Origin of the sequence: Bradyrhizobium sp., from assembly GCF_035935975.1 — a bacterium.
Taxonomy (GTDB): domain Bacteria; phylum Pseudomonadota; class Alphaproteobacteria; order Rhizobiales; family Xanthobacteraceae; genus Bradyrhizobium.
Genome location: NZ_DASYWN010000025.1, coordinates 49683 through 71722, shown reverse-complemented (window position 1 = coordinate 71722; position 22040 = coordinate 49683). Strand labels below are relative to the sequence as shown.

The window sequence follows — 22040 nt, the reverse complement described above, 5'->3', positions numbered from 1 at the left end:
TTGGCGAAAACCAAGCCTAAAAACCAGCGCTCGAAGCGCACTTGCATCTGGCTCGACAACGGCCTGCGCGCAAAGCTCGACGAGCGCGCCAGCAAGGAAGGCCGCTCGCTAGCGAGCACGATCGACATGACGCTGCGCAAGGGTCTCGGCCTGAAGACGCAGCCGGCGGCGACCGAGGGCAAGGCCGATGCGCCCATCTTTGGATGACCTGCGCGCGGCGCGCCCGGATCTCGCACTGGCCGTCTACGCGATGGAGCCGGGACGGAGCGTGACGCTCGAAATCTACGACGGCGGCCAGGTCTACACCTTCAAGGGCGAGACCGAGGCCGACGCGATCCTGGCGGCTTTTCCCGCGCCGGCGACCGACGACCCCTACGACCCGCGGCCTGTTGCGCCGCCGGCGCCTTCACCACCGCAACTGCCTGACCGCAGCATCTTCGACTGAGGACAATCGCGATGCACACCTACGAGAGCGTCGAGCACGAGAGCCTGCGGGCGACCGTGCGCTGCCTGACCGTGAACTTCGGCAAGGCCTACGCGCACCAGCGCGTCGAGGAAGCGCGCCGGTTCTGGCGCGTCGGCCGGTTCTCCGAGCTCAGCCCGTTCGGCGCCAACGCCGTCCGCAAGACGCTCGAACGCGCGCTGCCGATCCGCGGGGACTTCGCGTGAGCGCCGTTTACCGCGCCGTGCGCGAACTCCACGAGAGACAATGCCGCAAGCACCAATTGGCGCTGGTCGCAGAGGCCTACGCCACCGACAAGGTCAACGAGATGACCAACGATGAACTTCTCGCCGCAATCAGCGACGCGCTCGAAGAACTATTGCCACAACTCAGGGAGCTCTGACCGATGCCTGCAATTGCCGACCAAGTCGCCACGATCGAACACGACCTTTCCGTCGCGCTCGCCAACCTCGACAGCGTGAGATCCGAGAACGCACAGCTGAAGACCGCGCTGTCGTCCCTGCAGAACGACCACGCCGCGCTGCAGGCGCGCCACAGCGAAGCCGTTGCGCTCTTCGACGAGACCCGCCAGCACGCGCAGGCCGTCGCTACGGCCGCGTTGACCATGCTGAAAGTGTCGCGCCCGCAGGCCGGGCCAACATCCGCCAGCGAGGGCACGACTGCGTTGCTGAAGGTCCGCGTCGCGCCCCTCACGATCGAGCCGTCAACTGTTGAGACCAACGCGCAGGGCGGGGTTACTGGCGTTGTGCTTCAGAGCGTCACGGACGCTGTTACCGCGGCGCTCGAGCCGGAGAAAACCGACGTCAGGCCGGAGCTGCCTGTCATCGACCAGGGCCAGCAGGACACCGCTGGCGCCGAGCCCGTGTCGGGCGATAGCGGCGATGAGCATCAGGTCGCGTCAACTGAATGCACAACGTGCGGAGTGTTCGGCGGCCACAGCGCGGGCTGTCCGGAAGAGGGCTTCCCTCCGGAACTGCAGGATGCGCTGCACGCCGACGCCGAGAAGCTTTCGCAGCTGACCGGCCAGCCCCACACCGTCACGTTCATTCACGAGGGCGCCGTGCTCGGTGGAGCCGACGACGCCCCGAACGTTGACCGGCTGCGCGCCCACATGTCCACGGCAGAGCCGCTGCCGATCTTCCTGAAGCAGGGGCAGCAAACCACCGGCGTGCTCGGCTAGCGCTGTATCGAATAGCGTTTGACAGCGTAATACAAAGCGGTAGGGTAACGTCCCGCTGCTCAAAATAAAACGGCGGGCTCCGCAAAAAGCCCGCCGCCAATCACCACCGCAATGCCCACCGCAATGCCCACCGCCCTGACCGGAGCGAAGGACGACTCATGCTTAAAACAATCCCGCATGGAAATCAATATTCAGTAGATGGCGTCACGCACGAACGCCGTGGGTGGTCTGACGAAGAGATCAAGTTCGCCCGTGAAAAGTGGGCCGCAGGCTGGTCTGCAAGCCAGATCTCGAGCCAGCTCAACGGCCGATCGCGCAACTCAGTCATCAGCTTGATCGACCGCAAAGGCTTCACACGAGCGGTCCACAACACGAATCAGCACGCCCGTTCCGTAAAACCCGCAGCGCCTTACGTGCGCAAGACGCGCGGCGAAAAACTCAAAGAGCAGCGCGCGCAGCGGAAGCTCGACCGGCCGGTGCTGCATCTGCCGAAAGAGCCGAAGCGCTCGTCGCTCAACGGCATGCACCTGATCGGCGCGAAGCCCGTGGTGGGAGATATTAGCCGCTACGAAGAGCCGAGCGATGGCGTCGGCGTTTCGCTGGACGAGCTCAAGAACGACATGTGCCGCTGGCCGAAAGGTGCGCCAGGCGAGGCGGGTTTCGTCTTCTGCGGATGCACGGGCGCCAACTTCAGCGCGGGGAAGCCGTACTGCGCGCCGCACGACCGGAGGGCTCACGAATGAGTTTCCCGATCCCCGCAGCAGCTCCGTACATCACCCCCGTCCTCGCCTGGCTGTTCGCCATCGTGCCGACCGTGCTCGGCCTGGTCGTCGTGGCTTGGATCATCAAATCCGTGAGGTGCAAATGACCGATTCACCTGAACGCTGTTCTGCCGGCAATGATGAGCTGATTCAGCATCTTCAATGCTACGAGAACGGAGACCATCTCGTGCACCTGAAGGCAGAGCAGATTGACCGCATCATTGAAGCGCTCAGCGCTCCACCGCAGAGATTGCAAGACATGGCGGCGGCGCTCCGTTTGCTTATGGCGGAGGACGAACGCCAGTCAAAATTACACGAGCTGTTGGAGACGATCCGAGAGCAAATCAGGACCGGCATCGAGCCCGAGCACCGTCCCGAGGGGCTGTTCAAGAACATCCAAGATGCGGTCTATGCGATGAGGGGCCGCACGCGGCTGATGGACGACGCTGCAATCACGCACGTCTTCGATACTTCCCCACTCACGCGCCCACAGAGCGAGGGCAAATGACCGGCACCGTCACCTTCGCGCACGCGCGCCCGTTCACACAGGCCGAGCTCGACGACTTCGAGCAGGCGATCCTGGCGTGCTCCAACCCGAACACGCTCGTCGCTAAACTGGCGAAGACGTCGCTCGGCGCAATGGTCCAGCATCACGGCGTGGTGAAGTGCAATCTCATGATGGCTGCGCTCAACGCCAAGCACGGCACAGAGGACACGCGGCAATGAGGCGCATGTTCCGACGTTGGCGCTGGCTGCGCGACTTCGCGTGGCCGATGTTCGATTGCGAGGACTGCATAGGCATGAAACAACACGGCTGTTATTGCGCCTACGCTGGCGCAATGGCGCCGGGAACAGGGCCGTCTCGCGCACGTCGTTTTGCGCGCTGGCTGCGGGGTGACGATGATCAGCAAGCTTAAGCAGACGCCCCCGCCGCCGGAGCGCGTCATCACGCCGCAATGCACGACGGTCGTGCCAGCGAACACGCATTTCGAGACCTGGCGCAAAGGTCGATACGCCGATCTGCGGCCACACACGGACCCGGCGCGCTGTCAGCGTGAGAGCGTCGTCGAGATCGACGGCAAGCCCTACTGCACCCTGCACGGCGGCAAGGTCGCGCTGGCGAAGTGGCTCAAAGGCGAGTTGGTGGAGAAGGTGCAGGCATGAAACGAGGGCATATCTGTCCGAACCGCTTTGCCGGCGAGGGCGCGCGGGGCGGATGCTTCATAGACATCGAGCCGACAGAACGCGACGAGATCGTCAGACTGCGCGTTGGGTGGTCCTGCGTCATCGTCCACGACGGTGAAGTGCCCGTAACGTGGTTAGCCGAACTGATCGCTATCGCGACGGGCCACAAAGACAAGATGGCCGGCTTTCTCGCTGAACATAACTACGGGGGCGGCTACGCCCTGATGTGTGATCCGCCGCAAAAATGACAGTCAACACGTTCGAGGCGTTTTGGCGCCTGGGTTACACACGCCTCGTTCCGATCATCCCGCATGACGCCGACATCAGCGAGCGCAGCAGCCTCTACGCGCGCGTCGGCACGCATCAGGACAGCCGCGGCAAAGCCGTCGGCGTCAAGGGCCAGGACGGCAAATGGTTCGGCTTCGATTGGCTGCCCCACGAGGCCGACGAAAAGGATTGCCGGCGCTGGCAGAGCATGGGCGCCGGCATCGGCATCAAGTGCGGGCAGGGCATTGTCCTGATCGACGCCGACACGCCCGACAAGCAGCACGCAGCCATCATCCAGCAGGCCGTCATCAAGCACATCGGCGTGCTGCCTACGCGCATCGGCAATTTCCCGAAGGCTGGCTATCTGTGCCGGATCTCCGAGCCGATCAAATATTGCCGCGTTGACTTCGGGCCTTTAACCGAGCGCAACCAGCCGCGCGACCGCGTCGAGATCCTGTCAGACGGCCGTCAGTTCGTCGCGCATGGCATCCACCCCAAGACCAAGCTGCCCTACGCCTGGCCGTTCGAGCTCAAACCGTTCGCTGAACTGCCGATCGCAACGCCGGCGCAGATCGTGGCGCTGCTCGAGGAACTGCGCTCCATCCTGCCGGCCGCGAAGCCAATCGTCACCGAGGGCGCGACTGACGTTGTCAACCAGGCGTCACTGCGCGGCGATCTGGATGCCGTTCGCAAGGCCGTCGAGGCGACGCCGAACACGTCGGCGGCATTCCCGACACGTGAGGCCTACAGAGACTTCGGCTACGCCATCAAGGCCGCGCTCCCCGATCACGAGCAGGAAGCTTTCGGGCTCTTCAGCGATTGGTGCGCGCGCTGGACCGACGGGGACAATGACCCTGGTATCGTCGAAGCCGATTGGCGCCGGATGAAGCCGCCGTATCGGCGGGGCGCGTCATGGCTTTACGAGCTGGCCGAGACACACAGCGGCAACAGCTTCAAGCGCACAGATGCGTGGTTCGAGGAAATTCCAGATGAACCCGAAAGCCTGTTTATAGAAAATTCGCCACGCCTTTTAGAAGACCAGACCCAAGATGCGGCCGCCCCGATCCGCTGGGTGGACCCGAAAGAGTGGGCCGGCGTCACGCCGCCGAAGCGTCGCTGGATCATTGCGGGCATGGTGCCCGACGGCGAGGTTACGCTTCTCACGGGCGCAGGCGGCGTCGGCAAAACGCTATTGGCACAGCAGGGTGGCACGGCTGTGGCACTCGGCGCCCAATTCCTTGGCCGCGCGACCGAACGCTGCAAGGTCATGATGTTCCTTTGCGAAGATAGCGAAGACGAGCTGAACCTGCGCCAGCGCGACATTTGCCTGGCTATGGGTGCGGATCTCGAAGAGCTCAGCCCTTGGCTGCGAATCGCGTCGCGGAAATATATGGACAACCTGCTCGCCGTCTGGACGTCCAGCAGCGCGGCAATGAAGCGCACGGCCGTTTGGGAAATGCTGCTGCGCGACGCAAAGGCCTTCGGCGCAAAGCTGCTGGTCGTCGATACGATCGCCGACACGTTCGGCGGATCCGAGATCGATCGCTCGCAGGTTCGGCAATACGTTCAGTCATGCCTTGGCCGGCTCGCACAAGAGATCGGCGGCGCCGTCCTGGCGCTAGGCCACCCCAGCAAAGCGGGGCAGGCTGTTGGCGGCGATGGCACGTCCGGTTCGACGGCCTGGCACGCGTCTGTGCGCTCGCGGCTCTATCTGCAGCACGCCACGAAAGACGGCACAGGACCATTCCGGAGGCTCGAGAACCGTAAGGCCAATTACGGGGCGAGCGGTGACGTGTTCATGCTGCGATGGCAGCGCGGCTGCTTCGCGCTGGAGAGCGCAAAGGCCGGCGCGGTATTGGACGACGGCGCCGACGAGTCGGCCACTGTGGGGGCGCCTGGCGCGGTCGTAGGGCCGGTTAAATCGATGGGCAACGCGATCGATGATGCACTGCTCGCCGCGGTAGGGGAGGCGTGCGTGGAGGGCGTCGCGATGGTCAAGGGGTACAACTCGCCCAACTATGCGCCGCGCGTCCTGATGAAGCGCTCGGACGTGCTGGCGCTGTATCCGTTTGGGGACGTGGAAGCGAGCTGGCAGCGCGTCATTAAGGCGGGGCGGGTGGCGGTCGCCGTCGTCGGCAGGAAGCCGTCTAACCGTATGCCAATTGTAGGCTATAAGGTCATACATCCCGCGGCGACCGAAACGGACGAAAGCGTCTTCGGCTGAGTGCATCAAAGTGCTTTTTCGAGTGCATCAAGGTGCACGAAGTGCTCTCGTAACCCATTGAAATCATTGCATCGAGGTCACTTTGATGCACTTCTGCATCAAGGTGCATCAAAGTGCTCTGCGTTTTGCATCAAGTGCTCGCAGAACGTGTTGAAATCAAAGGAAAAAGGCGTTCTTTGTATGTCTGCATCAAAGTGCATCAAAGTGCTGCATCAAAGTGACCCTCCCCTACGGGGAGGGGTTGGCCCTACAGAGGCCACCACCCCGCCTTCGTGTCGTTTGGGGCAAAACGTATGCTATTCAACAGAAACCCCGCCGGGCGCAAAACCAGGCGGGGGGCAGGCCGAAGTCAAGGTATGCTATCGCGGGTCTATCGGGGGCGGAAGCGGGGGCTTGCGGTCGCGAACCAGGATACGCGCGGCCTGACCGCACAGCCAGCCGAACGCGCGGGCGGGGAGCATCAACAACGCCAGCAGCAGGCCGACGATGATCAACCACAGGATCATGACCCTAGTCTCCCTGCGCGCCTTTGAGCCGGTCCCTGCCATAGTCGGGGCGAGAGTCGATGACAACTAGCGTTTGACCGAGTAGCGCGTCGACCCGTTCGTTTCGGTATTTGATGAACTCAGCCCAAGCTTGGCCTTCCCGCCATTGCTGGTTTGCGGCCACAAGGGAGACGCGGTTTTCGACGTAGAGACGTGTCCACGCCTGGCGATCGTTCGCCGCGCCTGCGGCTTTGAGAGCGGCCAAGATTTGCTTGCGCGTCATGATCAGACAGCCTGCCAGACGTCGAAGCCGACGCGGCGCAAATCCTGATCCCAATGCGCGCCGTTGTCGGTGACAGCGTCGCGGAATGCTCCGACGCGCTGCACCGTGCGGATGTCGGTATCTTCGGCCACAACCTTGCTTATCGCGCTGCGAGCTGCTGCGGTGTGGCGGTCGTAGTTACCGCCCGTCGCGTAGGCCTTCACCATCTGCGCGCCGAGGATGTGCAGATAACAGGTAACGCGCAAATTGCTCTTTGAGTGCTTGAACGCGATTCGGGCGATGATGTCGCCATCCTTCGCGACGACATAGGCGGAAACGTTCGCGAAGGCTTTTGCGTGTTGGTCGTAGATGTCGGTCATGGTCAGATGTCCTGTGTTGTCTTGCGGTGGTTGATACAGTTCAGGCGAGCTAACGGTCGTTCGGTTCGTTCGGGTAGACGACCGCGAAGCGCTCGCGGTCCATGCGGCAAAGCTCCGTCTTGGCCTTCTCGCGGGCGTCGAAACAGCGGCCCCACTCGATTTGCATAACGGGTTTGAACTTGCGCGGGTCGTTGAGTTTATTGGACCAACCCGCGAGCTTTTCTTCGAGGGCCTTTACCTTGCGGAGCTGAGCATCGAACGCGGTCATATCCATTCTCCGTTTGCAGCGTAGCGGCTCCACGCGTTCCACCCCTCTTCGCAGTTGGGGTAGAGCGCAGCCATGATCGCGGCCAGGGCGGCTTCGATCTGTTCGTTTGTGAGATAGTTGCGGCGGGGGTATTTCATGCTTCCACCTTGTCGTCGGCGCCGTTGAGGACGGGCATGGCGTTCATGATCTTGCGGATGTCGTCGGCGCCGCGCTTCGCGACGGCGTCGGAGATCAGCTCTTCTGCCGCCGCGCGATCGGTCATGGTGCGATAGCTGCGGGCGTGACGGAGCTTGATCGGGGCGAGGTCGCCGAATTTGTAGCCGGACGCGTAGTGTGTGAGACACTCGACCGTGTCGGTGCCAGCGCGAAACTGCAGAACGAATTTTTCTTGGATGTTGCCGACGTAGAGCAGGGCGACAACGCCGCGGCGCTCTACAGTCATTGCCTGGCGGGTCTTTGGGTCGATAGCAGGGGCGAGGAAAGTTATAACCTTCGGCATCGGGTGTCCTCCGTTGTTGATGGAATAAACGTATGTCAGTTGTATGCTATCGTCAAGAGACAAAATACAGACGGGTTGAGATTTTTTCACGTTCGGCCTATCGTGCTCGAAAGAGGTAAGTAACCGCTAAGGTAAGTTTTTGCGGTTATTCTCAGAGTAAGCAAAAGGGTTATGAGGCAGCGAAAGGGGCAGTTAACCGCGATGGAGCGGGCATTTGCGGCCAAAATGGCCGTTTCGGGCGATCCGGCCTATTCGGCCGAAAAAGCCGGCTACGCTCACGCGCCAGCCGCGGCGAGCAAGCTGATGCGCAATCCCGACGTGGCCGAAGAAGTGCGCCGGCGAGCACGGCTTAGGCTCCAAACCGAGGGCGCCGAAGTGGGCGTTAGAGTGTTGATTGAGCTCGCAGAAGACGTGAAACAGAAGGGCAGCACGCGCGGTGCGGCCGCCAAGGCCTTGGTGCAGCTCAGCGGCATCACAGGCGCCGCAAACCTGTCTGAAGCCGACCTGGCCGAAATGCCGCCGGACAAGATCCGCGAGCTGTTGAGCCAGGCACAGCGCCAGCTCGAAGCCCGAATGAAGGTCGTAAGCGGTAAGGAGCTACCGATTGAGGGCGAAAGCGCGCAAGATGCGCCCAACCCGGATAGCGAAGAGTCTGTATTCGCTTAGCTTTGTCTAACTGTATGAGATAGCAACGGCGCATCGGCGCCGTGCTCGAACGGCGATCGGCTGCCGGCCTGGCCGGCGGCTGCCCCCTGGTGACGGTTTCGGCGTGTAAACCGAAGCGGCGTCGGACACCGCTACAAATTTGCGGCCCAAAAACCGATTTTGGGATACTGATTTCATGCGAAACGGTACAAAAATTGACGTTGTATGCTTTAGCGTGATACAGCGACGAACACTGACCACCGCAACGACCGCGAAGGACCGCAAAATGACCCGCGAAGTGACCGATCACCGCGTCAACCCTGCCAACGACAAGCTCGTCATCACCGTGACGGACGAACCGGGCGCTGGCGGCGCGAACCACCTGTACATGATCACCGGCTTCAACACCGGATCGAACCCGTCCTGCCCGTTTACGGCGCGCCACGGGCAGCCGGCCGAGCACGCAACGATCCTTTTCCAGAACGGCCCGATCGCCGAGGCCGGCGTCAACGGCATCACGCAGGAAGTGCTGCTTTCGATCGTCGCCGACCGCCTGCGCTCGTTCCAGGCGGGGCCGTATTCGAGCCGTGAGAACGCGCTGGCGCTGACGAACGTCGAGCAGGCGCTGCTCTGGCTGCAGAAGCGCACGCTCGACCGCATGCGCCGCGGCGTCGAAGGCACTTCGGCGAAGTAGCGCAGCATTCGCGCCTGAATTCGTCAACCGTCACGGAGAATCGAAATGGACCTGACCAAAGCCGAGCTCGAAGCCGCCGTGTTCCTGATCGCGAACGGCGCGCTTCGCGTCACCAAGAACGGCCGACGCCTGGCGCCCGTGAAAAAGGCCTGACGCGGATCATGACCGAAGACGAAATCGACGTCGCGGCGAAAGCCTTCATCGACGCATCGCCAGGTCGGCGGGTGCGTATCTTGGCGGGTCTTTCGCAGGAGCGGATAAACGATCTCATGCGCCGCGCGGCGGCGTTCGGCTACGCTCCGGCGATGGCGCTGCACCCCGACGTCGAAGTCGTCGAAGTGCGCCCGGGTTGGCAGCCGGTGCCGGACGCCGATGTGCGCTCGGGCGGGCAGGGGGTGCCGGACGCCGAGCCGTCGTCTTGACGCGTATCTTGTGATTTGATACAACATCGGCAGCGGCTTAACGCACCGCTGCAGGCTCTCACAGTACCTCCCTCGAAAGGTCGTCCGATGCACCCGGGCGGCCTTTCTTGCTTTTTGGGCGTTTGTCGTGCATTGTATGGCGCCAATTGATACATTTGGGGCGCGGCCTTGGCCTATCCGGTCCTTTACGACATCACGTACAGCTACACCGGCTTCCAGCAGTCGCAGGGCGATAACTCGTTCCCGGGGACGCAGCTCGACGCGGATCTGGCCGGGCTCGAGGCGAGCATAGCCGCCCTTGAGACGTTCATCTCCGGCACGATCAGATCGGACAACGCGCTTCAGAACGGGATCGTCACGCACGACAGCTTGTCGCCGTCGTTGCAGACCGCAGGGCTTGCGCCGGCGACCGCGTGGGCCACGGCGACGTTCTACGCCGCGGAGACGGGCGTCATCCAGAACGGCAACCTGTACCGCGCTGCGGTCGCGCACACGTCGGGCGTTTTCGCGACCGACCTGGCAGCCGGGAAATGGACGTTCGTCGTCGCGCTGCCGGTCGCCACGCTCACGCCGCCGACAGCGGTTGCGCTCGGCGGGGTGTTCTCCAAGGCCGCGGTTGCGCACAAATGGATATCGTCGATCCTCACGGACGGCACGAGCGTGCAGACGCAGCCAGACGCCGTCGACGTGACCTTCACGCAGGCCGGCACGGGCGCGATCGCAAGCACGGTCAACGCGAAGATAGGCCGGGTTCTCGACCTGAAGGACTTCGCGAAGGGCGACGGCATCGTCGTCACCGCGACAGTGACGATCAACTCCGGCACGAACGCATTGCAGGCGACGGGGGCCGTATTCAAGGCCGCGGATGTCGGCAAGGGGATATGGGTGCCTGGCGCGGGAACGGCAGGCGCCGTGCTTTCGACCACCATTCAGGGGTTCACCGACGCCGAGCATGTGACGCTGGCGGCGAATGCGGTCACGACGGTGACAGCCGTGTCAAAGAACGTCGTCTACGGCACGGACGATATTGCGGCTATCAACACCGCGATCACGGAGGCCAGGAATCGGGGCGTCTCGCTGAGCGTGCCGGACGGCAACTACCTGCACTCGACCGCGCCGAATTGGGCCTACAATAATCTGCATATCACCGCGCCAGGCGAGAACGCCGCTTTTATCCACGTCGGGACCGGCATAGCGAATCAGTTCAGTGGCATGAACACCTACCCGGGATCGCAGGGCTGCATCGGCGGCGTCTTCGGCGGCCCCGGGCACATCGCGCTGAAGGGCAACCCCGCGGGCGGCACGACCCGCGAAGTGAACATCGACAATTGGCACTTCGGCCACATGAAGGTCGTGCTGCGGGATAGCGCGACGTGCCTGTATGGCGCCGATACCGGCCTGGTCGGATCGTCTGCCGTCGAGTCGTATTTCGACATTCGGATCTCGAACAACACCGACGGCGCATTCCTCGTGCAGCCCGGCCGTGGCGTCGATTTTACGAAGCCCGTAGCGTGCCAGTTCGAGAAGCTGATCGTTGAAGGCTGCGGCGCGAGCGGCAACAAGGCCGTCGTGCTGACGGGCGCGATCAACAACTACTTCCGCGGCGGCACGATCGAGAGTAACGCCGCGGGCGGTCTCGTCGAGGACGCCACGTCTTCGCGCAACACCTACATCAACCTCGACAACGAATCGAACGGATCGGCCGAAGACTGGACGCTGAACGGCAACTATCCCGTGCTGATCAACTGCTCCGGCGCGGGCACGACGGCTGGCAACAAGTTCGGCAGCACCGGCGCTATTCTGCTCGGCGGCAAGTTCCAGAGCCTCATCAACAACGACAACAGGCTGTATTCGGTCAGCACCGAGTTCATCACGTCGTTCACCGACAACGGCACCCAAACGACGTTCATCGGCCCGTTCGGCGGCCTCGCAACGGCCAAAGAGACGGCCGCGACGGTTCTCAGCAACAAGACTATCAACACCGCGAACGGCACATCCTTCAAGATCAACAGCAAGACCGTTTCCGACATGGTCGGCGCGGGGCCTGTCGTTCCGGCCGCGGACGTCATGGGCCTCTACATGACGAAGTTGACCGGCGTAAACTTCAACGCCGCCAACTCCGACAACGCGATGGCGATCGCCCTGCCTGCGGGCTTCACGCGGTTCATCCCGTTCCGCGTGCAGATCGACCACGCCTCGCAGACGCTGACCACGTCAACATGGGGTCTGTTCACCGCAGCGGGTGGCGCTGGCACGGCGCTGTTCGCCACGCAGGCCAACACGGTCGCGTCCGCGGCAGATGCGACAGCCAACAATGCGTGCTCGGTGAACGCCAGCGTCAGCAACGTCGCGTGTGTGGCGTCGGCGCTGCCGACGGCGAACACCGTCTATTTCCGCGTCGGGACGGCGCAAGGCGCTCCCGCCACAGCTGACGTAACCCTGATTTACTTTGTCCTGCCGTGAGGGGCTGATGAGCGATCCATCCGGCTACACCGTCAGCTACAGCTTCGGAAACTTTCAGGCGAATTCGCCCACGTCGCCGCTGCCCGCGCTGCCGCTCGACAACGAGCTCGCGAACATCTCGACGGCCATCGACGGCCTCGTCGACTCGGTCAAGGACGTCAGGCGCTCGGATGGCGCGCTGCAGAACGGCATCGTGACGTGGGATAGTCTCGCGCTGGCGCTGCAGCTGATCTTCGACCCGACGGACGGGCAGGCGGTCGCGGACGCAGTGGCCGCAGCGCAGGCTGCAGCAACGGCCGCCAGTGGCAGCGCTACGGCGGCCGGCACGAGCGCGACGAATGCGGCTGGTAGCGCTGCAGCGGCCGCCGCATCGGCCGCCAGCGTCAACCTGTCGCTCTATCTGTCGAAGGCGGGCAACCTGGCCGGGATCGGCGCGCCCGACACCGCGCGCGCCAACATCCAAGCCGCGAAGGTCGACGGCTCGGACATGGTCGGGCGTCTGGCGCCGCACGCGAGCGCGAATAGCGTGGCGGATTGCAACCTCCTGACCACATCGGGCTGGGCGGTCGTCGCGGCGGGCGCCAATATGCCGCCTGGCTTCGCCAGTTGGGTTATTGAAACAGTCACGTTCAGCGATCTCTACATCTCGCAGAGAGCCTACCCGTATGCGCAGGCCGCCGCGGGAACGTCGGCAGTCACGGCGTTCCGCCGATATTCCTACGACAACGGCTCTGGCACCATCCTGTGGACCGCATGGGAGAGCGCGGCGTCTACCGCCATCGGCTCCATCGCGTGGTTTCCCGCGGTAAACGCGCCGGCCGGTTATATCAAAGCGGACGGCAGCCTTGTCGCGCGCGCGACCTATCCGGGGCTTTATGCGTTCGCGGCGGGGTCGGGCAACTTCATCACCGAGGCCTTGTGGCCGGCGAATAACGGCGCCTTTTCGAGCGGCGATCTCACGACGACGTTCCGCGTGCCCGATCTGCGCGGCGAATTCATCCGCGCCTTGGACAACGGTCGCGGCGTGGACCCCGCGCGCTCGATCGGCAGCTTCCAAGGCGATCTGCTGAAGGACCACACGCACAACTATCAAGAGTGGAACGGGGCGCCGCATCAGGACGGCACGAACGCGGCGACAGTTCAAAATTTGCGCACGACGTCGACAACGGGCGGCGTGAATGGCGGCCTGGGTGGCGCGGAGACGCGGCCGCGCAACGTCGCGCTGCTCGCCTGCATCAAAACGTGAGGCTGACATGCTGATAGCAAATGCGGGACGAGAATTTCATCGACTGTGGGTGATCCGGGCATCGCTAGCCGTCGGGGCGTTTAATGGCGTCGCGGCTGTGCTCGGCGCATTCACGGACGTCTTTAACCCGTGGTTCCTCGTTGCGGTAAGCGTGTTCGTCAACACGGTCGTGATCCCGCTGGCGAGGCTGGCGAAGCAGAGGGAGCCGCAATGAGCGCGCGCAAAACCGCCATTACAGTTGCGAGTGCCAGCGCCATCGCGATGGCTACGGTTGGCGTCAAGCATTGGGAAGGCTTCGCGCCTACCGTTGTTCCGGACAAGCTCGCAAACGGCCTGCCGACCGGCGGTTACGGCGAAACAGAAGATGTGAAGCTAGGCGAGACGCATTCGGAAAAATTTTGGTCGGATCGACTCGCGAAGCGTCTCGTCGAAGAGTACGACGTAGGCATCGGAAAGTGCATCAAGGTCGACCTGCCGGATGGCGTGCGCGCGTCCGCGATCTCGCTCGCCTACAACGCGGGCGTTGGCGCGGTGTGCTCGTCCTCGATCGTGAAGAAATGGAATGCTGGCGATATCGAGGGCGGGTGCCGCCAAATCCTGACGAAAGACGCCGACGGCAGGTACACCGGATGGCGCGTCGGCTCGCATCCGAAGGGGCCGAAAGGCCCGTTCGTCATTCAGCGCGGCCTTGTGAATAGACGGGCCGACGAACAGAAGAAGTGCCTTGCGGCGGCGCGCGAGCCGAAGCCCGCGCCGGTCGTGAGGCCTGCACCAGCACCGGCCGTTGTCGCCGCGACGCAGTCGGCGCCGAAGTGTTTTCTACCGTGGATATTTAAGTGCAAGGGGGCGACGTGATTCAGCAATTCCTGCTCCGGCTCGCCGTCCAGTACGGCGTTTATGCGCTTGTCGCGGCGGGCGCCGTCGGAGGCTTCGCTGGCTATGGCCTATTCAAATACAATCAGGGCTGGAACGCCGCCATCGCCGGCGTCGCGGCCCGCAACAGTGAGGCTATCCATGCTGTCCGCGGCGCAGTTTCAAAGGTGGACGACTGTAGCGCTAATGGCGGCTTTTGGGACGCTGTTAGCGGGGTGTGTCGGTAGCTCCACCTTCCAGACGTTCGGCGCCGACTCGGCCAAGGAAGGCCCCGGCGTGTGCAGCGCGTTCGAGCGGCCGCAGTATGCGATCGTTGGCAAGACGGCCTACGACCAGCTGTGGGCGAACCGCATCACGGAAGCAGGCGTCGCAGGCTGTGGTTGGGATCGCCCCGCCGCGCGACCGGCGTCGATCGAGGAAAAGCCCGTACCGCTGCCGAAGGCGAAGCCGCCGACGCGCTGGCAGAAGTTGAAAGCGAAGTTCAGGAAGCCGGTCGCGTGATGCAAGAGCATGAAGTCAGAGCTGTCGTCGCCGCGGTTCTCGCCGAGCAAGAGAAGTCCGTCGACATCGACGCGACCGTGCTCAAGACGGTGGCGACGATTTTGAAGTCTTTCGGCATTTCCGACGACGACCGGATCGAGCTTCAAGCCGATTTCGTGCATCTGCGCAAATGGCGGAAGAGCGTCGAGGAAGCGCAGAGTCTCGGCTTCAAGATCGTCGTGACGACGATCTGCACAGGCCTGCTCGGCGCGCTCGGCGTCGGCATCAAGTCGTGGCTAGGCAAATAATGCCGCAGGCGAACCGCATCAACCCCCGCACCGGGAAGCGCTTCGACTTCGTCGATCCCAAGCATCAGGATCCCGAAGTCGTAGCGCTGCGCCGGCAGGTTGCCCTGCTTCAGCGGCAAGATGCGGCGTTGCGCGCTTCGACGAGCCTGCTCGCTTATACCAAATTCACGATGCCGGACCCGGAAGACCCGAACGACCTGTCGCGGTCGCGGTATCAAGACGCCAAATTCCATCGCGAAGTGGCGGCGGTGCTCGACAAGTTCCTCGCTGGCGAACTGACGTTCGAAGACGGCCGTATCTGCACGCAGCTGATTTTTTGCATGCCGCCGCGCCACGGCAAAACCGAAATGGCGACAAAGCGCCTCGCCGCGCAGTATAGCGGGCGACACCCCGATCACGACGTCATTGTTGCAGCGGCGGGTGACGATCTGGCCGGCGACTTCGGCGCCGATGTGCGTGCGATCATCCATTCACCGCAGCACAAGCAGGTCTTCCCGAACCACAAGCTGCGGCGCGGTGGGAACGCGAAGGACAACATTCAGACCGATCAAGGCGGCCGCATGATCTTCGCCGGCCGCGGCGGTCAGATCAACGGCCGCGGCGCGCATCTGCTGCTGGTCGACGATCTTTACAAAGACGCCGCCGAGGCGCGCTCGCAGGCGATCCGCGACCAGGCGTGGGATTGGCTCGTCAAGGTCGCCCTCTATCGCCGCATGGGCAAGCGCCTGACGATCATCACGATGACGCGGTGGCACAGCGACGACATTATCGGGCGCCTGACCGACCCCGAAAATCCTCACTACAACGCCGAGGAAGCGAAGTCGTGGAAGATCATCCGGCTTCCGGGGCTGGCCGAAGAAGACGACCCGCTAGGACGGGCGCCTGGCGAGCCGCTGTGGCCGGAGCGCTATGACCTTGATTACCACCTTGCCAATCAACGCCGCGATCCGCTCGGCTTCGCGGCGCTGACGCAACAGCGACCCACCGTCGCCGATGGTGTGCTGTTTCGGCGAGAGACGATCCAGTATTACGATGAACTGCCAGAGCAGCTTCGTTTCTACGCGGCGAGCGACCACGCCGTCGGGACAGGCCAGCGCAACGACCCGTCGTGCCTTCTCAAGGTGGGCGTCGACAGGCAGGACAACATCTATGTCGTCGAGTGCGATTGGCGGCGCATGCCGACCAACGTCGCCGTCGAAGCCATGCTCGTGATGGGAGGCGGCGACAAGCGACCGTTGCTGTGGTGGGCTGAGCGCGGGCACATCTCGAAGTCGATCGGGCCGTTCCTGCGCAAGCGGATGCTCGAGACGGGGACGTTTTTTCACCTCGTCGAAGTCACGCCGGCGATCGACAAAGAGCAGCGCGCGCAGTCGATCGCCGCGCGGGTAGCGATGGGCAAGGTGTATTTCCCGCGGCGTGCTTTGTGGACCGAGAAGGCGATCAACGAGATGTTGGCGTTTCCGAACGGCAACCACGACGATTTCGTCGACGCGCTCGCCTATATCGGTCTCGGCCTGCAAAGCCAGTTCAAGCCCCGCAGCGGCGCTGGCGCAGCAAAGAAGGCGCAGCCCGCCTACGGCACCGTGAACTGGCTGAAGCAAAACGACAAGTGGACCAAGGAAAAGCAGGCCGAAGTATCGGCCAGGGGTTTCTGAGATGGCGTACGAAGAAGGCACCGACGAGCCTGTCATGAGCAACTTCGTTGCTGACGACGCGGAAGCGCCGGCAGAGGACGCGAACGCCAGCGGCGCCAGCCAGGCAGAGACCGAGCAGGAAGGCAACGCCGAGCAGGCCGAGAAGGATCACGTCGCGAAGATCATTCGCGACATCCGGCTGGACAAGCGGCACCACGCCAAGGCGTTCAAGCGGATGCGGCGCGATATGTTCATCGCGACGAATGGCCGCGATGAGACGTGGGCCGAGAGCAACTACAAGGCCAACATCGCCGGTCGCCACGTCAAGAACAAGGTCGCGACGCTCTACGCGAAGAACCCGAAGGCCACGGCGCGCCGCGCCGAAAAGCTCGACTTCGCCCTGTGGGATGAAGATCCGCAGAGCCTGATGCAGGCCACGATGGCGGTCGCGCAGGGGCAGGCGATGGCCGCGCAGCACGCGCAGGCCCAAGCGGCCGTCATGGCGGCGCAGCCGCCCGCGGATCCGATGGCTGCGGCCCTGATGGGCCACAACGGCGCCCCTGTGATGCAACCGGAGCCGTTCCAGATGCCGCCGCAGGCGGTCGAAGGGGCGGCGGTGCTGGCGGACTTCCAGCAGGGTATGGAGCGCCGGAAGACCATCGACAAGGTCGGCAAGACGCTGGAAATCCTGTTCGCGCGGGCGCTGCGCAACCAGCAACCGATCGACTTCAAGGCTGCGGCGAAGCAGTGCGTCCGGCGCGCCTCGACGACCGGCGTCGGATATGCCGAGCTGACGTTTCAGCGCGAATACGGCCCGCGCCCCGGGCTCGACGACGAGCTGACCGACATCCGGACACGGCTCGACCATCTGCGCGTGCTCGCTGAACAGGTGCAGGAAGGCGAAGTCTATGACTGCGACGCCGAGATGGACGAGCTGCAGCGCGCGACGGAAGCCTTGCAGCAAGAGCCTGAAGTGCTCGTGCGGGAAGGGCTGATCTTCGATTGGCCGAAGTCGACGAAGGTCATTCCGGATCGGCTGTGCAAAGAGCTCGTCGGCTTTGTCGGTAGCCGGCACGTCACGATCGAATATGAATACACGGTCCCCCGCGCCAAGGAACTGTTCGACGTCGACCTGTCGAACTGCGCCAAATTCACGGAGGAAGGGCACGAATTCTCGAACATCGTCGGCGAGACCTACGACGAGACCGGCGCCTGGTCGCGGCGCGACAAGGATTCCGGCCTGGTGCGCGTCTGGAAGCGCTACGACAAGCTGTCCGGGCTCGTCTATTACGTCGCCGATGGTTACGACAAGTTCCTGAAGCCGCCTGCCGCGCCTGACGTGTTCGTCGACACCTTCTGGCCCGTCTACGCGCTGACGTTCAACGACGTCGAGAACGAGACCGAGATTTTCCCGCCGTCGGACGTGGCGCTGATCCACGACATGCAGATGGAGCTCAACCGCTCACGCCAGGGCAAGCGGGAGCACCGGGAAGCCGCGCGGCCGCGCTGGGCCTACGCCAACGGGCTGTTCGAGGACGAGGACGTCGACCGGCTGCGCAAGGTGAAGCCGTTTGACGCGATCGGCCTCAACATGGACCCGTCGACCGATATCGCAAAGGTCATCCAGCGGTTCCCGATCCCGGGCGTCGATCCGAACCTCTACGACACCAACGAGGTCATGACCGACGCGCAGTTCGTCGTCGGCGCGCAGGAAGCGCAGCTCGGCGGCACGTCCTCGAAGTCCAGCGCCACGGAAGCGGCCATCGCCGCGGGCACGACGAATTCGATCGACAGCTCGAGCGTGGACGATCTCGACGCGTTCATCACCGAGCTCGCGCGGGCGTCCGGTATGGTCCTGCTGCGGGAGATGTCAGAGGAAAGCGTCAAGCAGATCGTCGGCCCCGGCGCGGTGTGGCCGCATATGCAGCTCTCGGAGATCGCCGAAGAGCTCTATCTGACGATCGAAGCCGGTTCGATGGGCAAGCCCAACCAGCAGGTCGAAGTCAACAACTGGAAGCAGATGCTGCCGCTGCTGATCCAGATGGGCGGCATCAAGCCGCTGTGGCTCGCGAAGGAAACGCTGCGGCGCCTCGACGACCGCATGGATCTGACCGACGCCGTGGCGGACGGCATCCCGTCGATCGCGCAGATGAACGCGATCAAGCAGCCGGGCGCGGCCGGCGCCGAGCAGAACCCGGCCGCGCAGGGCGGCCAGGGCGCGCAGAACGCGCAAAAGGGGCCGTCGGAAGTCCAGCCCGGCAGCGACGCACCGATGGGGAACAACCGGGTTTAGGGCTTTTTGTACCAAATCGCTTGATATTGTGACATACACGCGATACAACATCACCGCAAACTAGGGATACGTATGCCTCCGATCTCTAATTCAACGGACGACATTGAAGAGATGGAATCGTCCACCATCGAAAACCCGGGTGAAGTTACCGACATCGAAACGCCTGCGGGCGGCGAAGATGGCGGTGCAGCCAGCGCGGCATCATCCACCGCGCAAACCGACGATTCCGATGCGGGTTTGCTGAGCGTCGTTCGCGACGTCGTCAGCGAGCGCCCCGCAGCGGCGGCCTCGTCAGCCGAAGGCGCAGAAGCCGGGCAGGGGGCCGGCGGCGCTCAGTCCACGGAGCCGGACAACGAGACCTTCTCGGACGTCCCGTTCCACAAGCATCCACGGTTTCAGGCTCTTGTCGGCCAGCGCAACGCCTTCCGCGAAGACGCCGGTCGCTACAAGAACATCACGGACTACCTCGAGCAGAACAACCTGTCCTCCGAGGAAGCGGCGAACGCCCTGTCGACCTTCGCGCGAGCGAAGTTTGACCCGGCGGGAGCCTTTGCCGAGCTGAAGCCGTGGCTGCAGAACCTCTTGGTCGCCGCCGGCGAAGTGTTGCCGGACGATCTGAAGTCGCGTGTCGAGAAAGGCGAGCTGACGCACGAAGTGGCTCTCGAGATGAGCCGCATGCGGGCGAAGGACAAGTCGCACGAGACGCGTCAGGGGTTCGAGGCGCAGCGGCAGCAGCGCCAGTCGCAGGTCAGCCTGTCGACTGAGCTCGCGACCGCCGCGATGGATTGGGAATCCGACCGCAAAGTCAAAGACCCGAACTTCGAAGCCAAGTATCCGATGCTCGAACGGGAGGTTGCCTATCTTCAGCAGAAGGAAGGCAAACCGAAGACCAAGGACGGCGTCGTCGCTCAGCTGAAGAAGGCCTATGAGGCAGTGAACAAAGCGTTCAAGCCCGCAGCGCCGACTCCCCAGCCAGGCGGCCGCAAACCCCCGGTCGCGCCCGTGACGAGCGGTCAGGCCAAAAATGGCGCAGCTCAGCCGAAGAAGCCCCTGTCAACGCTCGACATCGTTCGAGCCAACCGGGCGAAGAAGGCGAGCTAACTTAGGGTTAGCGTAACATGGCGTTTACTGCGGACGAAATTGCCAACATCAACAACGCGGCTCTTGTCGAGTACATCGACAAGGGCAAGGTGTGGGCGCAGAACATCGCGAACAAGCCGATGCTGAAGGACTTCAACGCTTCGGCGGGCAAGTTCTCCGGCGGCAACCTCACCGTCAGCTTCGCCGTCAAGGCCGGGCAGGGTGGCGGATCTCTCGCTGGCTACAGCGGCGACGATCAGCTCAGCTACTACAACCCGACCGGCACGAAGCGGACGCAGTGGCCGTGGAAAGAGCACTTCATCGGCATTCAGGTCACGCATACCGAGCTCAAGATCGACGGTATCGAGATCACCGAGGACGGCGCCGAGCAGACGCCGAACAACATGGACGGCCGCGAAGAGCACGCCCTGGCGAACCTGCTCGACGAGAAGATGGACGATCTCGGCGAGGACTACGCGTTCAGCCTCGATCGCCTGATCCACGGTGACGGCTCGACCGACGCGAAGGCGCTGGCCGGTATCCGCTCGATCATCCTCGACTCGCCGGCCGTCGGTTCGACCGGCAACATCTCGCGTGTGGCGTTCGCGCCCTGGCGCAACCGCGCCGCCACGACCGCATACGGCGGCGCCGGCGGGCAGGGCCCGATCACCGTGAACACCGCCAACGGCGGCGCGCTGATCGAGTTCATGGAGAAGGAATGGCTGCAGCTTTCGAAGTATCGGAAGGGCACCACCCGCTACAAGATCTACGCGGGCTCCGACTGGATCGCCGGCTACCGCAAGGAAATGCGGGCGAACGGCTTCTACACCATGAACGGCCTCAAGGGGAAGGTCGACGGTTCGCAGGGCGAGCTCGAGTGGCACGGCAACCCGATCGTTTGGGACCCGACGCTCGACGACACCGGCTACTCCAAGCGCTGCTATGTGCTCGACGTCAGCAAGACGGGCGTCCGCATGCTGTACCTCAACGGCCAGCGCATGAAGAAGCACAACCCCGCGCGGCCGTATGACCGCATGGTCATGTACAACGGTATCTCCACCACGGCCGTGATGGTTGCGAAGCAGCTCAACACGTCCGGCGTGTACGATATCGCGTAAGACAGCGTGATACGGCGGGCGCCAAGGCGCCCGTCTCCGCTTCTCCGATCAACCTTACGAAAGATTCGACCATGCCCAAGTTTAACGACAAATTCGCGGTCATCAGCGGCGTCCTGAACGCCGACGTCGCGAACAACGGCACCTTCACGGTGGCCTATCCGACCGGCTTCGCCTCGCAGCAGTATTTCGACACTGGCCTGGCCGTGCCGGGGCAGGGGACGATCCTGCTCAACAACAGCGACCGCTACACCATCGCGGGCGGCGGCTTCACGCTGGCCTTCGGCGGCTCGAACATCACCGTCACGAACACGTCCGGCGTGACGTGGTCGGCCGGCACGGCGTTCACGCTGAACATCGACAAGCAGGACGGCAACGTCATCAACACCGTCACCATCGCCTACAACCTGGCCTCGATCGCGAACGGCGCGCTGCTGAACCCGGGCCTGCGGCTCGGTTTCAAGGGCACGATCGAATACTGCGAGGCCTACGTTCAGACCCCGGCGACCACCGCGGCGAAGCTGTCGAGCGTCAACCCGACGATCAACGGCGTCGACGTGACCGGCGGCGTGATGGCGCTCACGTCGGCCAACATGACGCCGGCGGGCGTCACCGTGGCCGGCTCGCTGATCACGGGCGCGAACGCGTTCGACGAGTCCGCGAAGATCGGCCTCAAGGCTTCGGCAACGACCGCCTTCGTCGAAGGTGTGGTGCAATTCTATCTGCGCTGCCGCCATACGGCGTCCGACGCCTTCTAAGGCACTTCGGCGGGGCTTCGGCCCCGCCAATCACCGCAACGAGCAACTGACCCGG

Annotated in this window: 32 protein-coding genes; 26 read left to right on the top strand and 6 right to left on the bottom strand. The window is 63.5% G+C overall.

What is annotated here, in order from left to right; genetic code table 11:
- The 12 genes from VGR99_RS13820 (at position 1) to VGR99_RS13765 (ending at position 6080) form a co-directional block, all read left to right on the top strand.
- A complete protein-coding gene (locus VGR99_RS13820) occupies positions 1-207 on the top strand; it encodes a hypothetical protein (protein WP_326898932.1) in 207 nt (68 codons plus the stop codon).
- Positions 188-445, top strand: coding sequence for a hypothetical protein (locus tag VGR99_RS13815; RefSeq protein ID WP_326898931.1), 258 nt, complete (start codon positions 188-190; stop codon positions 443-445). The genes VGR99_RS13820 and VGR99_RS13815 overlap by 20 nt, the downstream gene beginning before the upstream one ends.
- 11 nt (positions 446-456) lie before the next feature.
- Positions 457-669: a hypothetical protein gene (locus tag VGR99_RS13810; RefSeq protein ID WP_326898930.1), complete on the top strand. Its 213-nt coding sequence runs from the start codon at positions 457-459 to the stop codon at positions 667-669.
- A complete protein-coding gene (locus tag VGR99_RS13805; protein WP_326898929.1) occupies positions 666-845 on the top strand; it encodes a hypothetical protein in 180 nt (59 codons plus the stop codon). The genes VGR99_RS13810 and VGR99_RS13805 overlap by 4 nt, the downstream gene beginning before the upstream one ends.
- A gap of 3 nt (positions 846-848) precedes the next feature.
- Entirely contained in the window at positions 849-1643 is a 795-nt protein-coding gene (locus VGR99_RS13800) for a hypothetical protein (protein ID WP_326898928.1), read from the top strand.
- A gap of 158 nt (positions 1644-1801) precedes the next feature.
- The gene (locus VGR99_RS13795; protein ID WP_326898927.1) at positions 1802-2386 is read left to right on the top strand and encodes a GcrA family cell cycle regulator; all 585 of its coding nucleotides are present in this window, start codon (positions 1802-1804) and stop codon (positions 2384-2386) included.
- A complete protein-coding gene (locus tag VGR99_RS13790) occupies positions 2383-2511 on the top strand; it encodes a hypothetical protein (RefSeq protein ID WP_326898926.1) in 129 nt (42 codons plus the stop codon). Before VGR99_RS13795 ends, VGR99_RS13790 begins: the two co-directional genes overlap by 4 nt.
- A complete protein-coding gene (locus VGR99_RS13785; protein ID WP_326898925.1) occupies positions 2508-2912 on the top strand; it encodes a hypothetical protein in 405 nt (134 codons plus the stop codon). The genes VGR99_RS13790 and VGR99_RS13785 overlap by 4 nt, the downstream gene beginning before the upstream one ends.
- On the top strand, positions 2909-3130 hold the full coding sequence (locus VGR99_RS13780) for a hypothetical protein (RefSeq protein ID WP_326898924.1): 222 nt from the start codon (positions 2909-2911) through the stop codon (positions 3128-3130). The genes VGR99_RS13785 and VGR99_RS13780 overlap by 4 nt, the downstream gene beginning before the upstream one ends.
- Before the next feature lie 174 nt (positions 3131-3304).
- Positions 3305-3568: a hypothetical protein gene (locus VGR99_RS13775; protein WP_326898923.1), complete on the top strand. Its 264-nt coding sequence runs from the start codon at positions 3305-3307 to the stop codon at positions 3566-3568.
- Complete coding sequence (locus VGR99_RS13770; protein WP_326898922.1) at positions 3565-3837, top strand: hypothetical protein; 273 nt, start codon at positions 3565-3567, stop codon at positions 3835-3837. The genes VGR99_RS13775 and VGR99_RS13770 overlap by 4 nt, the downstream gene beginning before the upstream one ends.
- Positions 3834-6080 (top strand): AAA family ATPase, encoded by a 2247-nt coding sequence (locus VGR99_RS13765; RefSeq protein WP_326898921.1) that lies wholly within the window; start codon positions 3834-3836, stop codon positions 6078-6080. Before VGR99_RS13770 ends, VGR99_RS13765 begins: the two co-directional genes overlap by 4 nt.
- A gap of 359 nt (positions 6081-6439) precedes the next feature.
- Here VGR99_RS13765 and VGR99_RS13760 read toward each other — a convergent pair whose 3' ends face one another.
- From VGR99_RS13760 to VGR99_RS13735, 6 genes are read right to left on the bottom strand one after another with little or no spacing between them, the layout of a single operon-like run.
- Entirely contained in the window at positions 6440-6586 is a 147-nt protein-coding gene (locus VGR99_RS13760; protein WP_326898920.1) for a hypothetical protein, read from the bottom strand.
- Between the two features lie 4 nt (positions 6587-6590).
- Positions 6591-6848 (bottom strand): hypothetical protein, encoded by a 258-nt coding sequence (locus VGR99_RS13755; RefSeq protein ID WP_326898919.1) that lies wholly within the window; start codon positions 6846-6848, stop codon positions 6591-6593.
- 2 nt (positions 6849-6850) lie between these two features.
- Positions 6851-7207 (bottom strand): hypothetical protein, encoded by a 357-nt coding sequence (locus VGR99_RS13750; protein ID WP_326898918.1) that lies wholly within the window; start codon positions 7205-7207, stop codon positions 6851-6853.
- Positions 7208-7256: 49 nt separating this feature from the next.
- The gene (locus VGR99_RS13745; protein WP_326898917.1) at positions 7257-7475 is read right to left on the bottom strand and encodes a hypothetical protein; all 219 of its coding nucleotides are present in this window, start codon (positions 7473-7475) and stop codon (positions 7257-7259) included.
- A complete protein-coding gene (locus VGR99_RS13740) occupies positions 7472-7612 on the bottom strand; it encodes a hypothetical protein (protein WP_326898916.1) in 141 nt (46 codons plus the stop codon). The genes VGR99_RS13745 and VGR99_RS13740 overlap by 4 nt, the downstream gene beginning before the upstream one ends.
- The gene (locus VGR99_RS13735) at positions 7609-8064 is read right to left on the bottom strand and encodes a hypothetical protein (protein ID WP_326898915.1); all 456 of its coding nucleotides are present in this window, start codon (positions 8062-8064) and stop codon (positions 7609-7611) included. Before VGR99_RS13735 ends, VGR99_RS13740 begins: the two co-directional genes overlap by 4 nt.
- Before the next feature lie 111 nt (positions 8065-8175).
- On the opposite strand from VGR99_RS13735, the gene VGR99_RS13730 reads away from it, so the two are divergent.
- The 14 genes from VGR99_RS13730 to VGR99_RS13665 all read left to right on the top strand — a co-directional run bounded on the left by VGR99_RS13730 (position 8176) and on the right by VGR99_RS13665 (position 21985).
- Positions 8176-8640: a hypothetical protein gene (locus tag VGR99_RS13730; protein WP_326898914.1), complete on the top strand. Its 465-nt coding sequence runs from the start codon at positions 8176-8178 to the stop codon at positions 8638-8640.
- Between the two features lie 265 nt (positions 8641-8905).
- The gene (locus VGR99_RS13725; RefSeq protein WP_326898913.1) at positions 8906-9313 is read left to right on the top strand and encodes a hypothetical protein; all 408 of its coding nucleotides are present in this window, start codon (positions 8906-8908) and stop codon (positions 9311-9313) included.
- Positions 9314-9474: 161 nt separating this feature from the next.
- A complete protein-coding gene (locus VGR99_RS13720) occupies positions 9475-9735 on the top strand; it encodes a hypothetical protein (RefSeq protein WP_326898912.1) in 261 nt (86 codons plus the stop codon).
- Positions 9736-9903: 168 nt separating this feature from the next.
- Complete coding sequence (locus tag VGR99_RS13715; protein ID WP_326898911.1) at positions 9904-12198, top strand: hypothetical protein; 2295 nt, start codon at positions 9904-9906, stop codon at positions 12196-12198.
- Positions 12199-12205: 7 nt separating this feature from the next.
- Positions 12206-13444: a tail fiber protein gene (locus VGR99_RS13710; protein WP_326898910.1), complete on the top strand. Its 1239-nt coding sequence runs from the start codon at positions 12206-12208 to the stop codon at positions 13442-13444.
- Between the two features lie 7 nt (positions 13445-13451).
- On the top strand, positions 13452-13658 hold the full coding sequence (locus tag VGR99_RS13705; protein WP_326898909.1) for a hypothetical protein: 207 nt from the start codon (positions 13452-13454) through the stop codon (positions 13656-13658).
- A complete protein-coding gene (locus VGR99_RS13700; protein ID WP_326898908.1) occupies positions 13655-14299 on the top strand; it encodes a glycoside hydrolase family protein in 645 nt (214 codons plus the stop codon). The genes VGR99_RS13705 and VGR99_RS13700 overlap by 4 nt, the downstream gene beginning before the upstream one ends.
- A gap of 159 nt (positions 14300-14458) precedes the next feature.
- Complete coding sequence (locus VGR99_RS13695; RefSeq protein ID WP_326898907.1) at positions 14459-14818, top strand: hypothetical protein; 360 nt, start codon at positions 14459-14461, stop codon at positions 14816-14818.
- Entirely contained in the window at positions 14818-15105 is a 288-nt protein-coding gene (locus VGR99_RS13690) for a hypothetical protein (protein ID WP_326898989.1), read from the top strand. Before VGR99_RS13695 ends, VGR99_RS13690 begins: the two co-directional genes overlap by 1 nt.
- Positions 15105-16760 (top strand): phage terminase large subunit, encoded by a 1656-nt coding sequence (terL, locus tag VGR99_RS13685; RefSeq protein WP_326898906.1) that lies wholly within the window; start codon positions 15105-15107, stop codon positions 16758-16760. Before VGR99_RS13690 ends, terL begins: the two co-directional genes overlap by 1 nt.
- 1 nt (position 16761) lies before the next feature.
- Positions 16762-19032 (top strand): hypothetical protein, encoded by a 2271-nt coding sequence (locus VGR99_RS13680; protein ID WP_326898905.1) that lies wholly within the window; start codon positions 16762-16764, stop codon positions 19030-19032.
- A 111-nt stretch (positions 19033-19143) separates the two neighbouring features.
- Complete coding sequence (locus tag VGR99_RS13675) at positions 19144-20133, top strand: hypothetical protein (protein WP_326898904.1); 990 nt, start codon at positions 19144-19146, stop codon at positions 20131-20133.
- Between the two features lie 17 nt (positions 20134-20150).
- A complete protein-coding gene (locus VGR99_RS13670; RefSeq protein ID WP_326898903.1) occupies positions 20151-21230 on the top strand; it encodes a phage major capsid protein in 1080 nt (359 codons plus the stop codon).
- Between the two features lie 71 nt (positions 21231-21301).
- Positions 21302-21985 carry a hypothetical protein gene (locus tag VGR99_RS13665; RefSeq protein ID WP_326898902.1) on the top strand — a complete coding sequence of 228 codons (684 nt, stop codon included), beginning with the start codon at positions 21302-21304 and terminating at the stop codon, positions 21983-21985.
- Positions 21986-22040: the final 55 nt, after the last annotated feature.

Coding starts and splice junctions, on each gene's coding strand:
- VGR99_RS13780 (WP_326898924.1), top strand. CDS start 2,909: ATGACCGGCACCGTCACCTTCGCGCACGCGCGCCCGTTCACACAGGCC.
- VGR99_RS13760 (WP_326898920.1), bottom strand. CDS start 6,586: ATGATCCTGTGGTTGATCATCGTCGGCCTGCTGCTGGCGTTGTTGATG.
- VGR99_RS13725 (WP_326898913.1), top strand. CDS start 8,906: ATGACCCGCGAAGTGACCGATCACCGCGTCAACCCTGCCAACGACAAG.
- VGR99_RS13810 (WP_326898930.1), top strand. CDS start 457: ATGCACACCTACGAGAGCGTCGAGCACGAGAGCCTGCGGGCGACCGTG.
- terL (WP_326898906.1), top strand. CDS start 15,105: ATGCCGCAGGCGAACCGCATCAACCCCCGCACCGGGAAGCGCTTCGAC.
- VGR99_RS13785 (WP_326898925.1), top strand. CDS start 2,508: ATGACCGATTCACCTGAACGCTGTTCTGCCGGCAATGATGAGCTGATT.
- VGR99_RS13815 (WP_326898931.1), top strand. CDS start 188: ATGCGCCCATCTTTGGATGACCTGCGCGCGGCGCGCCCGGATCTCGCA.
- VGR99_RS13695 (WP_326898907.1), top strand. CDS start 14,459: ATGCTGTCCGCGGCGCAGTTTCAAAGGTGGACGACTGTAGCGCTAATG.
- VGR99_RS13755 (WP_326898919.1), bottom strand. CDS start 6,848: ATGACGCGCAAGCAAATCTTGGCCGCTCTCAAAGCCGCAGGCGCGGCG.
- VGR99_RS13680 (WP_326898905.1), top strand. CDS start 16,762: ATGGCGTACGAAGAAGGCACCGACGAGCCTGTCATGAGCAACTTCGTT.
- VGR99_RS13670 (WP_326898903.1), top strand. CDS start 20,151: ATGGCGTTTACTGCGGACGAAATTGCCAACATCAACAACGCGGCTCTT.
- VGR99_RS13675 (WP_326898904.1), top strand. CDS start 19,144: ATGGAATCGTCCACCATCGAAAACCCGGGTGAAGTTACCGACATCGAA.
- VGR99_RS13740 (WP_326898916.1), bottom strand. CDS start 7,612: ATGAAATACCCCCGCCGCAACTATCTCACAAACGAACAGATCGAAGCC.
- VGR99_RS13745 (WP_326898917.1), bottom strand. CDS start 7,475: ATGACCGCGTTCGATGCTCAGCTCCGCAAGGTAAAGGCCCTCGAAGAA.
- VGR99_RS13665 (WP_326898902.1), top strand. CDS start 21,302: ATGCCCAAGTTTAACGACAAATTCGCGGTCATCAGCGGCGTCCTGAAC.
- VGR99_RS13720 (WP_326898912.1), top strand. CDS start 9,475: ATGACCGAAGACGAAATCGACGTCGCGGCGAAAGCCTTCATCGACGCA.
- VGR99_RS13700 (WP_326898908.1), top strand. CDS start 13,655: ATGAGCGCGCGCAAAACCGCCATTACAGTTGCGAGTGCCAGCGCCATC.
- VGR99_RS13770 (WP_326898922.1), top strand. CDS start 3,565: ATGAAACGAGGGCATATCTGTCCGAACCGCTTTGCCGGCGAGGGCGCG.
- VGR99_RS13795 (WP_326898927.1), top strand. CDS start 1,802: ATGCTTAAAACAATCCCGCATGGAAATCAATATTCAGTAGATGGCGTC.
- VGR99_RS13790 (WP_326898926.1), top strand. CDS start 2,383: ATGAGTTTCCCGATCCCCGCAGCAGCTCCGTACATCACCCCCGTCCTC.
- VGR99_RS13800 (WP_326898928.1), top strand. CDS start 849: ATGCCTGCAATTGCCGACCAAGTCGCCACGATCGAACACGACCTTTCC.
- VGR99_RS13690 (WP_326898989.1), top strand. CDS start 14,818: ATGCAAGAGCATGAAGTCAGAGCTGTCGTCGCCGCGGTTCTCGCCGAG.
- VGR99_RS13705 (WP_326898909.1), top strand. CDS start 13,452: ATGCTGATAGCAAATGCGGGACGAGAATTTCATCGACTGTGGGTGATC.
- VGR99_RS13710 (WP_326898910.1), top strand. CDS start 12,206: ATGAGCGATCCATCCGGCTACACCGTCAGCTACAGCTTCGGAAACTTT.
- VGR99_RS13775 (WP_326898923.1), top strand. CDS start 3,305: ATGATCAGCAAGCTTAAGCAGACGCCCCCGCCGCCGGAGCGCGTCATC.
- VGR99_RS13730 (WP_326898914.1), top strand. CDS start 8,176: ATGGAGCGGGCATTTGCGGCCAAAATGGCCGTTTCGGGCGATCCGGCC.
- VGR99_RS13750 (WP_326898918.1), bottom strand. CDS start 7,207: ATGACCGACATCTACGACCAACACGCAAAAGCCTTCGCGAACGTTTCC.
- VGR99_RS13765 (WP_326898921.1), top strand. CDS start 3,834: ATGACAGTCAACACGTTCGAGGCGTTTTGGCGCCTGGGTTACACACGC.